Here is a 12,790-nt window from a genome sequence, read left to right as displayed (position 1 = left end):
AACCTACGTAATAGTTATCGTCGTGGTAGCCGGTTGCTTGAGGGTTTTTTTGATTTTTTTTACTGGCGTGGTGCCACCCCTTGCAATTCAAGGGTTTAGCCCGAGCCCCAGCGTCGATTTCACGGGCTTTTTTGACGCCAAATAAAAAACGCCGATGATTTTTCAATCATCGGCGTTTGCATTTACCAGAGAAGCCGTCTACTGAAACGTCACGGTCGATAGAGAATCGCCGATCCCCACGACAGGCCCACACCGAAACCACTGATCGCCACGCGCTTCCAGGTGGCGTCCATCACGTGCTTTTCCAGCAGCAACGGAATGCTCGACGACACAGTGTTGCCGGTCTCGACCATGTCCTTGATGAACTTGTCCACCGGTGCGTCTTCGAAACGACGGGCCACCGCGTCGACAATCGCCGCACTGCCCTGGTGAATGCAGAACGCATCGATGTCATCGGCCTTGAGCTCCGATTCATTGAGCAGCTCGTGCAAATGCGCCGGCACCTTGAGCAGGGCAAAGTTGAACACCTGCCGACCGTTCATGAAGAACACGCCGTCGCTGACCTTCAGGTGCGGCGCGCCGGAACCGTCGGTGCCGAACTTGGACTTGCCCAGCTGCCACGAAGCGTCTTCGCCCATCCAGGTCGCGGTGGCGGCATCGCCGAACAGCATGGTGGTGTTGCGATCTTCCGGGTCGACAATCTTTGAATACGGGTCGGCGGTGATCAACAGACCGTTTTTCAGGCCGGTGGCTTCCATGAAGCCCTTCATCGCGTAGATGCCGTAGACGTAACCGGAGCAGCCCAGGGAAATATCGAACGCGGCGACGTGGGTCGGCAGGCCCAGTTTGTCCTGGACGATAGCGGCGGTATGGGGCAAGCCCTCCTCGTCGCCGTTCTGGGTCACGACGATCAGCGCGTCAATCGACTCGCGCTTGAGATCCGGGTTGTTGGCAAACAAGGCGTTGACCGCTTCGACACACAGATCGGAGGTTTCCTGCGCTGCTTCCTTGCGCGGCAGGAACGCCGAACCGATCTTGCCAATGATGAACTCTTCATCCTTGGCGAATTTGGCACCCTGGGCGTAGTTATCGATACCGTCCGCCGGCACGTAACTGGCGATGCTTTTTATGCCAATCATTGTGGCTTCCCAATACTAAATAGCTGGAGAACACCCCAAGGCCGACGCCTGGGGTGCTGACAATAAAGGGGGTAACCCCATAAAAATCTCGCTGAAAGCCGCCCCGCAAGGACCCTGTGACGACTTATCCTTTTCACACGATACAGTGAAGATGCGCTTTATGACTCACAGGTCACTCAATTTTCTGCGGTTTATGAAAACCTTTAAACAATTGAGCCGCGAAAACGACTGCGGCCCAACCTGTTTCCAGGCTGGGCCGCGGCGTTCACGCGCTGAAATTACATCTTATTGAACAGGCTCAACTGCGAGATCTTCACGAATGCCAGTTGCGAGGCTTGCAGCATGGTCTGCTGCAGCGACAGGTTGATTGCCGCCTCGCCCATGTCGATGTTGGCCAAGTCGCTCATCGTGCTGGTGTTGGCGATACCAATGCTGGCGTTTTCGTCGGACTGGATAGTCAACGCTTGGCCTCGCGCACCGATGGAGCCCCGCACGTTGACGATCTGGGACGTCGAATTGGCCAGGTTGGCGATGGACGTATCCAGTACGTCCTTCAGCTTGACGGTCGCCGCCGGGTTGCCATCGGCCGGCAGCTCCAGGGCATGACGCAACTGCCCCAGGGTATCGAGTGCATTCTGGGTCTTCTGGGTGTTGGCCCCGACGGAGAACTGATCACCCGGCTGCGGTGGCCCGGCACTCACATCGAAGGTCACGCCGGCCGCTGTCACCGTGGTACCGCCACCGGTATCACCGGTGGCAATGGTCTTGCTGTCGGTGGTGTACGGCTGGGCATACACCTCATAGGCCGTGGCACTGGTGAACTTGATGATCGCGCCGCTGTTGGTCGGAAAGGTGCTGGCATAGTCCGTCTGGTTTGACACACGAGCCCCGGTCAGTTGGGCGTTTGAGGCGTTGCTCGGCGTGCGCGAGACGCTGAAGGTGTCGGGTTTGGACTCCAGGCTGAACGTACGGTCCTTGACCAGCGCATCGGAGGGCGCGCCTGGCGCGACATCGTCGCCCAGCTTCAGGGTGATATCGAACTTCACACCACGCAGCGCAACGCTGGAGCTGCCTTCTTTGGAGGCATCGAACGTGCCGTTGCCGGGGATCTCGGAAGTGATATCGGTACCGTTTTTATCCTCCACCTTAAATTGCGTACTGCTGGTGAACGTGAGCTTGTATGGCTGGCCATCGGCAAATTTATTCGAGTAGTCAGCGCTCGACGTGACCAGGCCGGCGGACAGGGCCACCTTGTTGTCGTTGACAGTCGGCGGCACCGTCTGAGGCACCGGCGCCAGCCACGGGGCCTGGGTACGACCCGAGTTGGCCGCGCCTTCCAGGACAGTCTTGCCGGTATCGCCGGCGTTGATCGTCAGCGTATTGGAAACCTGCAGGCTCAGCGGTGTTTCATCACCCTGATAGCTGTAGGTCCCATCGTTGTTACGCGTATAAGGCGGAGTCTGGGTTTTGGAGCCGGAAAACAGATAGTTACCGGAAGAGTCTTTGCTGTTGAGCAAACCCAGCACCTGATCCTCGATCGCCCCCACTTCGCTGGCGATCGAGCGTCGATCCGCGTCGCTGACCGAACCACCGGCACGCAGCGCCAATTCAGTGGCGCGCTGCATGGCATCGCTGATCGCGCCCAGTACGCTCTCTTCGTTGGTCAGCTTGTCCTTGAGGCTGGTGATATTGCCGTTGTACTGGGTCAGCATGTCTTTCTGCTGCTGCAGCATCAACAAACGTGCCGCCGCCACCGGGTCATCCGCGGCGGTTTGCACGCGCACGCCGCTGCTGGCCTGGTCCTGGGCTTTCACCACGCCGGAATAGTTGTTCGAGTACTTGGTGGAACTGGTCTCGAAATACTGCTGGGTAGAAATGCGCATCGTCCCTGGCTCCCTTAAAGACTATTGATCAGCGTGCTGAAGGTTTCTTGCGCAGCCTTGATGATCTGCGACGACGCGGTGTAGTACTGCTGGAACTTGATCATGTCACCGGCCTCTTCATCCAGGTTGACCTGGGACACCGAATTGCGCGCGTTTTTATTGGCGGTTAACAGCGCGCCGGTGGCGCTGGTGTCGGTGCCGGCCGCAGCAGCCTTGGCACCGACGGTCGACACCAGCTTACTGTTGGCCCCTACCAGGCTGGTGCCGCCGGTGCCATCAGCCGCCGTGCCAATGGTTGCCTTGGTCTGCAGATTCAACAGTTGCAACGCATTGCGGTTGTCCGACTTGCCGCCGGCATTGAACGAGAAGGAAGTGCTGTCACCATCCGCTGGCACCCCGCCCACCGTGGTATCAAAACTGAAACTGGTGGCCGGCACTACCAATGCCCCGCTGGCATCGCGCATCGGCACATTAATGGTGACTTTGTTGCCCTGCCCCGGAACGATAGTCCCGCTGCCGATCGGATTACCCTGGGAATCATTGAGCTTATACGGCTGGGTGCCATCTGCCGCGGGCTTGCCGAACACCATCTTCACCGGCATCGAGTTTTCAATGCCGACGCGCAACTGAGCAGTGGCGGCGCCGCCCTGGATATCCAGGGGTACGGTCAGCGCTGGCGGTGTGAAGTTGCCGGTGCCCTGGTTGGTTTTGCTGGCTTCGCCCAGCAGCGGCGCGGCAAAAGCGAGCTTGGTAGGGTCGGTGAGAACGGTGCCGATTTCCTTCGCGCCGTTAGCTGTGGGGCTGACCTTGAAGCTGTCACCGGCCTGGACCGCACCACTCTTGACCGCCAGCGTGAACCCATCAATGACCGGCGGCGGCGTGGCACTGAGGTCGTAAACCCCCATGGCCTTGCCGTCGGAACGCAGCACGGTCGCCTTGGTGAGGTCGGTGCTGTCGTTGAAGGAAACCTTGTAATCGTAATTGGTCAGCTTGCTGGTGTCTTTGATCGTCACACCCAAGGCGCCATTACCGAGATTGCCTTGGGCAGCCTGGCTGCGCAGGGCAACGGCCGACGCACTGTTAATGTCCGTGAACAACGAGGAGCCGAACTCACCGTTGAGATCCAGGCCCTGGCCCAGCTGACTGTTGACCACATCAGCCGTCGTCACTGCAATGCGGCCCAGGTCATTGATCGCCGGGATCAGCGCATCGCTGCGATAACGCAACAGGCCACCGATGCTACCGCCGCTGATCACGTTGCCTAGATCGAGCTTGGTGCCGCCGGGTGCATTCAGCTCAATGGTGTATTGGCTGGTATCGCCTCTGCTCGGCACGGCGGAAATGGTGCTGAACTGGTCGCCCAGGACCAGGGACTGGCCACTGCCGGTGCTGACACTGAACACGCCATTCTTTTCGACTGCGGTCACGCCGATCAATTCGTTGAGAGAACGCACGGCCTCGGCGCGGGAGTCGAGCAGGTTGGCGGGTGTGGTGTTGGTCGAACCCTGCGCCTGATTGATCTGCTTGTTGAGCGAGGCAATCGAGGCAGTCAATTGGTTGACCTGATCGCTCATTGAAGTCAACTGACCATTGATGGTCTCTTTCTGCTGGCTCAACTGCGAGGAAATCGCGTTGAAGCGATTGCTCAACGTCTGAGCGTTGGTGATCATCACCTGGCGGGCGGTCACGTCGCTTGGGTTGCTTGCCGCCGTCTGCACCGCGGCAAAAAACGAACTGAGCACCGCCGACATGCCGGTCGTCTTGTCCGATAAGGTCTTGTCGATAGCACTGACCTGATCCTGATAAGCCTTGGCATCGCCGTTGAGCGCGGTGCTGTTCTGATAAGCAGTGTCCAGAAATTCGTTATACACCCGGCGCACATCGGCCAGAGTGGTACCGCTGCCGATGTACACGCCGCCGAACTGGTTCACGGCGTTCGCGCTTTGCGTGGTCTGCTGACGCGAATAGCCTGCGGTATTGGCGTTGGCGATGTTGTTACTCAAGACCGACAACGATCCTTGAGCGGCGTTAAGCCCCGACATCCCGATATTGAGCAAACTCATGGTTCAGACCTTATAAAAGAGTGGTCGCGCCCGCGGCGGCGTAATTCTGGTAACTGTTCATCGAATTGGCGATCTGCGAAATCTTGTTGGCGTAGTTAGGGTCGGTGGCGTACCCCGCCTTTTGCAACTCGCGTACAAAGCGTTCTGGGTTATCGGCCGATTTCACCACGTCTTTATAGCGATCATTGCTTTGCAGCAACGTCACCAGGTCGTGGAAGCTGTCCTGATAGGAATCGTAGGAGCGGAACTGCGCGGTCTCCTTGACCATCGCCCCATCGCGAAACTCGCTGGTAATCGCACGTGCCTGGCCGCCCTGCCAGCTCTTGCCGGCCTTGATGCCGAACAGGTTGTGGCTGCTGGTTCCGTCCTGGGCACGCATCACCGATTTGCCCCAACCGGTTTCCAGGGCGGCCTGGGCCACCAGATACTTCGGATCGATGCCGATACGCTTGGCGGCCGCTTCGGCCATCGGCAGCATGGTGGCGACAAATTCGTCCTGGGAGCTGAACGCCTTCTTGGCCGGCGCCAACGGTGGTTGGGCCACGGCGCGGCCATAGACCTGCATGCTGCCGTTGGCCGCGGCAACGCTGCGTGCGCCGCTGTTGATCACGTTGTCCTGCAAGGCGCTGTTGCGCAGCGGCGCGGCCTTGGCCTCAGTGGCAACCTGGGCGCTCGGCACGATGCCGGCCAACAGCCGATCGGTCAGCTTGCTCGGCAAGGCAATGCGGCGCTGGTTCATCAGTTCCATGTCGTTGCCGTGGCTGGCTGCGGCGCCGGCTTGAGGCTCGGCGACGCGGAACGCCCACAGCGGACGTTGGCCATTGGAGCGTCCAAGCGGACCGTCGGCCTGGGTACCGGCGGCGATCTCGGTCGGCACATCGACTTTCTTGACCGCTTCGGCCGCTGCAGGCCCCTGCAATGTAGCCGCCTGCGCGTCCACCGGTTTGTTCTTCTGCATCTGGCGCATCAGCACGTCGGCCAGGCCAATGCCGCCGCCCTCGCGGGACAGCGAGACGGCCAGTTGCTGGTCGTACATTTCCTGGTACTGCTTGGCCGCCGGGGTGTTCATCGGGTTGTCTTTGCCCAGCGCTTCGGTAGCCGACCGCATGGATTTGAGCATTTCGCTCAGGAACAGCGACTCGAACTCCTGCGCCACTTTGCGCATGTTGCCTTCGCTGTTCTTGTCACCGACCTTGAGCTGGTTAAGCCGGTTCAGGTCGGAGTAAGACCCCGAGTCCGCCGTGCTGCTGATTCCGCTTTTATGCATATCCATGGCCATGGCCTCAGATGACGATCAGGTCGGCCTGCAAGGCGCCGGCCTGTTTCAAAGCTTCAAGGATCGCCATCAAGTCGCCGGGCGCCGCGCCCACCTGGTTCACCGCGCGGACAATTTCGTCCAGGGTGGTGCCGGGGCCGAATTTGAACATCGGCTTGGCTTCTTGCTGAGCGTTGACCCGCGAGCGTGGCACCACCGCCGTCTGGCCGTTGGACAACGGCCCAGGCTGGCTGACGATCGGGTCTTCGGTGATGGTCACCGTCAGGCTGCCGTGGGTCACCGCCGCCGGCGAAACCTTGACGTTCTGGCCGATCACAATGGTACCGGTACGCGAGTTGATGATGACTTTGGCCACCGCCTGGCCTGGATCGACTTCCAGGTTTTCCAGAATGGACAGGTAGTCCACGCGCTGGCTTGGGTCCAGCGGCGCGGTCACGCGGATCGAACCGCCGTCGATGGCCTGGGCAACGCCTGGGCCGAGCATGTCATTGACCTTGTCGACTACGCGCTTGGCGGTGGTGAAATCCGAGCGGTTGAGGTTCAAGGTCAGGCTGTTGCCCTGGTTGAAACCGCTGGGCACGGTGCGTTCCACCGTGGCCCCGCCAGGGATGCGACCGGCCGACGGCACGTTGACGGTGATCTTGGAACCGTCGCGACCTTCGGCGTCGAACCCGCCCACCACCAGGTTGCCCTGGGCGATGGCGTAGACGTTGCCGTCAATACCCTTGAGGGGCGTCATCAGCAAGGTACCGCCGCGCAGGCTTTTGGAGTTACCGATGGACGACACCGTGATGTCCACTACCTGGCCCGGCTTGGAGAAAGCCGGCAAATCGGCACTGATCGACACCGCCGCGACGTTTTTAAGCTGCACGTTGCCCGACCCCGGCGGCACTTTAATGCCGAACTGCGAGAGCATGTTGTTGAAGGTCTGCAGGGTAAACGGGGTCTGGGTGGTCTGGTCACCCGTACCGTTGAGCCCCACCACCAGGCCATAGCCGATCAACTGGTTGGAGCGCACGCCGGAAATACTGGCGATGTCCTTCAAGCGCTCGGCCTGGGCGACAGCGCTCAAGGAGAGCAGGAGTGCCGCCGCCATCAGCTGTTTGAATTTCAAAGTGGCCACCTAGAAAGGGAACAGCGGGCTGAGGAAGAACCGGTCGAACCAGCCCGGCTGGCTCGCGTCGGCAAACGCGCCGGTGCCGGAGTAGGTAATACGCGCGTCGGCAATGCGGGTCGACGGCACCGTGTTATCGGTGGAGATATCGTCGGCACGCACCATGCCGGCAATCCGCACCAGCTCGTCGCCGGTGTTGAGAGTCATCCACTTCTCACCGCGCACGGCGATGATGCCGTTGGGCAACACGTCGGCCACCGTCACGGTGATCGACCCCGTCAGGCTGTTGCCCTGCCCCGCCGCGCTCTTGCCGTTGGTGGCGCGATCGCCGCTGTAGCCGGCATTCAGGCTCAGGTCGCCGTCACCCAGCGGGTTGTTGGTGTTGGGAATGGCACCGAACAACGAGGTCAGGCCAATCCCTGCCTTGCTGGTCTTGCCGACCTGGGAGTTGGCGTTCTTGCTGGCCTGGGTCTTCTCGTTCAGGGTAATGGTGATGATGTCACCGACCCGGAAGGCCTTGCGGTCGCTGTACAGGTTCTGTTCGAAACCGGCCTGGTAGATCGAGCCGTTGTTGGCCGCCGCCGGCAGCGGTGTGCGTGGCAACACCGGCGCGTAGTACGGGTCATTGGGTTTTGGCGTCGGGGCGACACAGCCCGCGAGCACGGCGATCCCACTCAATGCCAGAACGGAAACATAGCGATTCATGACCCTTACCTCACGGTGTTGCAGGCGCCGTCAGGGCGCCCCATAGACTTGATTACAGATTCTGCGTTACGAACGAGAGCATCTGGTCGGCGGTGGAGATCACCTTGGAGTTCATCTCGTAAGCGCGCTGGGTGGTGATCATGTTGACCATCTCTTCCACGGTGCTGACGTTGGAGGTTTCCAGGGTGCTTTGCAGCGTGGTGCCGAAACCGTTCAGGCCAGGGGTGCCGATCTGTGGCGCGCCGCTGGAGGCGGTTTCCAGGAACAGGTTGTTGCCCGTTGCCTGCAGGCCCGCCGGGTTGATGAAGTCGGCGGTCTGCAGGTTGCCGATCACCTGCGAGGCCGGGTTGCCGGCCACGGTGATGGACACGGTGCCATCGTTGCCGACGGTGAAAGTCTTGGCATCGGCCGGCACCACAATCGCCGGTTCCAGGGCAAACCCGTTGGCGGTAACGATCTGACCGTTGGAGTCCAGGTGGAATGTGCCGTCACGGGTGTAGGAAGTAGTGCCGTCCGGTTGCAGGATCTGGAAGAAGCCACGGCCGTTGATGGCCATGTCCAGCGGCTGGCCGGTCTGTTGCAGGTTACCGGCGCTGAAATTCTTCTGGGTGCCGACGATCTGTACACCGGTACCCAGTTGCAGGCCCGACGGCAACTCGCTGTCCTGGGTCGACTGGGCGCCCGGCTGTTTCTTGATCTGATAGAGCAAGTCCTGGAACTCGGCGCGGTCACGTTTGAAACCCGTGGTCGACACGTTGGCCAAGTTGTTGGAAATGGTGGTCAGGTTGGTGTCCTGGGCGGACAGACCGGTTTTGGCAACCCATAGAGCCGGAAGCATATCGTTCTCCTTCGTGCGCCTGTTTGTTGGCGCTGCGCTGCAAAATTAGTGGTTCAGTGAAACCGCAATCAGCTCATCTGCATGACGCGCGTCATGGCCTGGTCGTCTTCCTTGGCGCTGTTCATCATCTTGACGTGCAGCTCGAACTGTTTGGAAAGCGCCAGCACCGCCGTCATCTCTTCCACGGCATTGACGTTGCTCGCCTGCAGGAACCCCGAGGTCAGCCTGACGCCCGCATCGGCCTGGGCCGGTTGGCCATCCTTGGTATGGATGGTGCCATCCAGGCCTTTATTCATGTTCTTCAAGTCCGGCTGAACCAGCTTGATGCGGTCCACTTCGGCCATTACCCGCGGGCCTTCGCCCATGGCGCGGATGCTGATGGTGCCGTCGGCGCCGACTTCGATTTTCTGCTGCGGCGGCACCGCGATCGGGCCACCGTTGCCCATGATCGGCATGCCGTTACCGGCACGCAGCACGCCCAGGGCGTCCACGTTCATGCTGGCGCTGCGCACATAAGCTTCGCCGCCGTCCGGGGTCTGCACGGCCATCCAGCCGTTGCCGTTGACGGCCACGTCGAGGTCGCGCCCTGTCTCGATCATCGCGCCGGGGCTGAAGTCGGTGGCGGGACGCTCGGTCATGGCAAAAGCCCGCGCCGGAAAGCTGTCACCAAACACCGGCATCGAACGCGCCTGCTCAAGGTCACGTTGGAAACCGTTGGTGGAAATGTTCGCCAGGTTGTTGGCATGGGCCTTCTGCGCCAGAGCATTCTGGCTGGCGCCGGTCATTGCCACGTAAAGGTACTTGTCCACGCTCTTTCCTCTTTCTGACGGACGCTTGCCGCCCACCGCTGTACTGATGAGGCTTAAGCAATTAGCGAACCAACTTTTGAAAAGTCAGGAAAGTCCAGGCGGGACGGGGGTTTGGCGGCAAGCCTCAATAAAGGCGCCGGGGTGGGAGTCGAAAAAACGGCGGACTTATGCCGCTTACGGCAAGTACCCGGGCTATGGGTGACAGAGAACCCATGTGGGAGGAGGCTTGCCCCTCCCTCATTTGTGCCCCCGCTGTGCCAGTTGATTATTTTTCGGTCTTGAAGATGTCGTAATCGCGCAATTTGTTGGCGACGGTGGTGTGCGATACCCCCAGTCGCTTGCCCAATTGCCGACTGCTCGGGTGCTCGGCGTACAGGCTCTCCAGCACCGCCTTCTCGAAACGCCCGACGATCGCCTCCAAGCTGCCCTCCAGGGAAAAATCGCCAAGCGGCTGACGCACGCCGTAATCCGGCAAGCGAATATGCTCAGCCTTGACCGTGCCGCCCTCGCACAACGACACCGCCTGAAACAGCACGTTTTCCAGCTGCCGCACATTGCCCGGCCAATGGTAATGGCTGAGGCGATCCATCGCCGCCGGCGCCAACCTGGGCAGCGGGCAGCCGATCTGGCGGCTGGCCTGGTCGAGAAAGTGCTCCACCAGGGGCGCGAGGCCGTCGAGGCATTCGCGCAGCGGCGGGATGTGCAGCGACAGCACATTGAGGCGGTGATAAAGGTCCTGGCGGAATTCGCCGCGCGCGCAGAGTTCGGACAGATCCACCTGGGTGGCGCAGATCACCCGCACATCCAGGTAGACCTCCTCGTCACTGCCGACACGACGGAAGCAACCGTCCTGCAAAAAGCGCAGCAATTTCACCTGCAGGCGCGCGCTCATTTCACCTACGCCATCCAGAAACAACGTACCGCCCGCAGTCAGCTCCAACAGCCCCAACTTGCCTTCGGCCCGCGCGCCTTCGAAGGCACCGGGGCCGTAACCGAACAGTTCGGTCTCGGCCATCGACTCGGGCAGGCCGGCGCAATTGAGCGCCATCAGCGGCGATTGCCCGCGCGGACTGGCCAAGTGGCAGGCGCGGGCCAACAGTTCCTTGCCGGTACCGGTTTCGCCTTCTATTAATAGAGGGGCGTCCAACGGGGCCATACGGCGTGCTTCACGCACCACCGCAGCCATGACCTTGGAGCTTTGGAAAATACTGTCAAAGCCGCGCAGCTCCTGCTTGCGCACATTGTAGATACGCTCGCCGACGCGGTCAGCGCGGTGCAGGGTCAGCACGGCACCGGCCATGGCTTCACTGTCATCGTGCTCGGAGGATTGCAGCGGCGCGATATCCGCCAGGAACACGTCGCCCTTGACCTTGACCCGCAAGCCGTTGATCCGCGACTTGCTGGCGCGCACCAGTTCCGGCAAATCGAAATCCTCGGCGTAGCGCGACAGCGGGATACCGGGCACCTCATCGACCCGCACGCCGAGTAACTGCGCCGCTGCGCGGTTGGCCGCCACGATGGAGCCGCCCATGTCGATCGACAGCACCGGAAACTCCAGCGCGCCCAGCAAGGCGTTGAGTTCCATGTGTCGCCGCTCGCTGGGCATCAGCCCGACCCGCTTGACGCCGAACACCCCGGCAATCGCTTCGAACTGCGGGCGCAGGGCCTGAAACTGCATATTCACCAGGTTCGGGCAAAACAGGTAGATGGCATTGCCGTGCTCGCCGCCGACCTCGCCCTTGGCGACGTTGACGCCGTATTCCACCAACAGGTTGAGAATGTCCCGCAGGATGCCGATGCGGTTCTGGCAATGCACTTTGATACGCATGAAAGAGGCCCGAAAAGTGGGGAGGCGCCGCGGCTTTTTGTTGCTGGGCGCAGATAGTCGTCAAGATTATGTGACAGTCCAGGCACATTTCCCAGCCCAACACTGCGCGCAACGGCGTGTGCGTAACGATTAGTTTACGAATATCAGTAAATATTCCTACGCAGGCGCGCGGCAGGTGGCTGGCACGCAAGCCTGAACGGGTTATCAATAGACCCATCGCAGGACATAACAAGAATGAATGCCTAGCAGGAGAGCCGTATGAAGCAGACGCACTACGTGGCCCGCGAGCCCGACGCGCAAGGTTTTATCCACTATCCGCCGGAAGAACATGCGGTGTGGAACACCCTGATCACACGTCAGTTGAAGGTGATTGAGGGCCGCGCCTGTCAGGAATACCTGGACGGCATCGACAAGCTCGGTCTGCCCCTTGACCGCATTCCGCAACTGGGCGAGATCAACCAGGTGTTGGCCGAGACCACCGGCTGGCAAGTCGCCCGCGTGCCGGCGCTGATTCCCTTCCAGACTTTTTTCGAATTACTCGCCAGCAAACGGTTTCCGGTGGCCACTTTTATTCGCACCCGTGAAGAATTGGACTACCTGCAAGAGCCGGATATTTTCCACGAGATCTTCGGCCACTGCCCGCTCCTGACCAACCCCTGGTTCGCCGAATTCACCCACACTTACGGCAAGCTCGGCCTGGCGGCGACCAAGGAGCAACGGGTCTACCTGGCGCGCCTGTACTGGATGACCATCGAGTTCGGTCTGGTAGATACCCCGGCCGGCCGGCGCATCTACGGCGGCGGGATTCTGTCGTCGCCCAAGGAGACGGTGTACAGCCTGTCCTCCGAGCCCGAGCATCAAGCCTTCGACCCGTTGGAAGCGATGCGCACGCCGTACCGCATCGACATCCTGCAACCGCTGTACTTCGTGCTGCCCGACCTCAAGCGTCTGTTCGAGGTGGCGCAGGAAGACATCATGGGCATGGTCGAGCGCGGCATGCAGTTGGGTCTGCATGCGCCGAAATTTGCGCCCAAACCAAAGGCCGCTTGAACCGCGCCTTTTAAGGCCAGGTGAGTCTGTTCCCTGGCCGCGCGTTGCTTTAGGGTAACGCCACTGACCTCTACCTATTCGAATT

10 protein-coding genes are annotated in these 12,790 nt (G+C 60.6%); 1 reads left to right on the top strand and 9 read right to left on the bottom strand.

Features of this window, described 5'->3' with window-relative positions:
* Nucleotides 1-209: 209 nt before the first annotated feature.
* The 9 genes from OSC50_RS06840 to OSC50_RS06800 form a co-directional block, all read right to left on the bottom strand.
* Nucleotides 210-1,139, bottom strand: coding sequence for a ketoacyl-ACP synthase III (locus OSC50_RS06840; protein WP_181075873.1), 930 nt, complete (start codon nucleotides 1,137-1,139; stop codon nucleotides 210-212).
* A gap of 278 nt (nucleotides 1,140-1,417) precedes the next feature.
* Nucleotides 1,418-3,022, bottom strand: a complete 1,605-nt coding sequence (locus OSC50_RS06835; protein WP_181075874.1) for a flagellar hook-associated protein 3 — start codon at nucleotides 3,020-3,022, stop codon at nucleotides 1,418-1,420.
* Nucleotides 3,023-3,036: 14 nt separating this feature from the next.
* Nucleotides 3,037-5,085 carry a flagellar hook-associated protein FlgK gene (gene flgK, locus OSC50_RS06830; RefSeq protein WP_181075876.1) on the bottom strand — a complete coding sequence of 683 codons (2,049 nt, stop codon included), beginning with the start codon at nucleotides 5,083-5,085 and terminating at the stop codon, nucleotides 3,037-3,039.
* 10 nt (nucleotides 5,086-5,095) lie between these two features.
* Entirely contained in the window at nucleotides 5,096-6,364 is a 1,269-nt protein-coding gene (gene flgJ / locus OSC50_RS06825; RefSeq protein WP_253508765.1) for a flagellar assembly peptidoglycan hydrolase FlgJ, read from the bottom strand.
* Nucleotides 6,365-6,368: 4 nt separating this feature from the next.
* Nucleotides 6,369-7,457, bottom strand: coding sequence for a flagellar basal body P-ring protein FlgI (locus OSC50_RS06820; protein WP_034099860.1), 1,089 nt, complete (start codon nucleotides 7,455-7,457; stop codon nucleotides 6,369-6,371).
* A 27-nt stretch (nucleotides 7,458-7,484) separates the two neighbouring features.
* Nucleotides 7,485-8,180: a flagellar basal body L-ring protein FlgH gene (flgH, locus tag OSC50_RS06815; RefSeq protein WP_181075879.1), complete on the bottom strand. Its 696-nt coding sequence runs from the start codon at nucleotides 8,178-8,180 to the stop codon at nucleotides 7,485-7,487.
* Nucleotides 8,181-8,232: 52 nt separating this feature from the next.
* The gene (gene flgG, locus OSC50_RS06810) at nucleotides 8,233-9,018 is read right to left on the bottom strand and encodes a flagellar basal-body rod protein FlgG (protein ID WP_181075881.1); all 786 of its coding nucleotides are present in this window, start codon (nucleotides 9,016-9,018) and stop codon (nucleotides 8,233-8,235) included.
* A gap of 68 nt (nucleotides 9,019-9,086) precedes the next feature.
* Nucleotides 9,087-9,827: a flagellar basal body rod protein FlgF gene (locus tag OSC50_RS06805; RefSeq protein ID WP_181075883.1), complete on the bottom strand. Its 741-nt coding sequence runs from the start codon at nucleotides 9,825-9,827 to the stop codon at nucleotides 9,087-9,089.
* Between the two features lie 265 nt (nucleotides 9,828-10,092).
* Nucleotides 10,093-11,655: a sigma-54-dependent transcriptional regulator gene (locus tag OSC50_RS06800; protein WP_181075885.1), complete on the bottom strand. Its 1,563-nt coding sequence runs from the start codon at nucleotides 11,653-11,655 to the stop codon at nucleotides 10,093-10,095.
* A gap of 258 nt (nucleotides 11,656-11,913) precedes the next feature.
* On the opposite strand from OSC50_RS06800, the gene phhA reads away from it, so the two are divergent.
* On the top strand, nucleotides 11,914-12,705 hold the full coding sequence (gene phhA, locus OSC50_RS06795; RefSeq protein WP_253508767.1) for a phenylalanine 4-monooxygenase: 792 nt from the start codon (nucleotides 11,914-11,916) through the stop codon (nucleotides 12,703-12,705).
* The last annotated feature ends 85 nt before the right edge of the window (nucleotides 12,706-12,790 follow it).

It is taken from the genome of Pseudomonas quebecensis, assembly GCF_026410085.1.
Classification (GTDB): domain Bacteria; phylum Pseudomonadota; class Gammaproteobacteria; order Pseudomonadales; family Pseudomonadaceae; genus Aquipseudomonas; species Aquipseudomonas quebecensis.
Note: the sequence above shows the minus strand (reverse complement) of the source record. Positions and strands in the feature narration are given on the sequence as shown.

Bases quoted from the DNA above. Each gene is read 5' to 3' on its own strand.
- flgG (WP_181075881.1), bottom strand. From the start codon at position 9,018: ATGCTTCCGGCTCTATGGGTTGCCAAAACCGGTCTGTCCGCCCAGGAC.
- flgH (WP_181075879.1), bottom strand. From the start codon at position 8,180: ATGAATCGCTATGTTTCCGTTCTGGCATTGAGTGGGATCGCCGTGCTC.
- flgJ (WP_253508765.1), bottom strand. From the start codon at position 6,364: ATGGCCATGGATATGCATAAAAGCGGAATCAGCAGCACGGCGGACTCG.
- OSC50_RS06835 (WP_181075874.1), bottom strand. From the start codon at position 3,022: ATGCGCATTTCTACCCAGCAGTATTTCGAGACCAGTTCCACCAAGTAC.
- OSC50_RS06840 (WP_181075873.1), bottom strand. From the start codon at position 1,139: ATGATTGGCATAAAAAGCATCGCCAGTTACGTGCCGGCGGACGGTATC.
- phhA (WP_253508767.1), top strand. From the start codon at position 11,914: ATGAAGCAGACGCACTACGTGGCCCGCGAGCCCGACGCGCAAGGTTTT.
- flgK (WP_181075876.1), bottom strand. From the start codon at position 5,085: ATGAGTTTGCTCAATATCGGGATGTCGGGGCTTAACGCCGCTCAAGGA.
- OSC50_RS06820 (WP_034099860.1), bottom strand. From the start codon at position 7,457: ATGGCGGCGGCACTCCTGCTCTCCTTGAGCGCTGTCGCCCAGGCCGAG.
- OSC50_RS06800 (WP_181075885.1), bottom strand. From the start codon at position 11,655: ATGCGTATCAAAGTGCATTGCCAGAACCGCATCGGCATCCTGCGGGAC.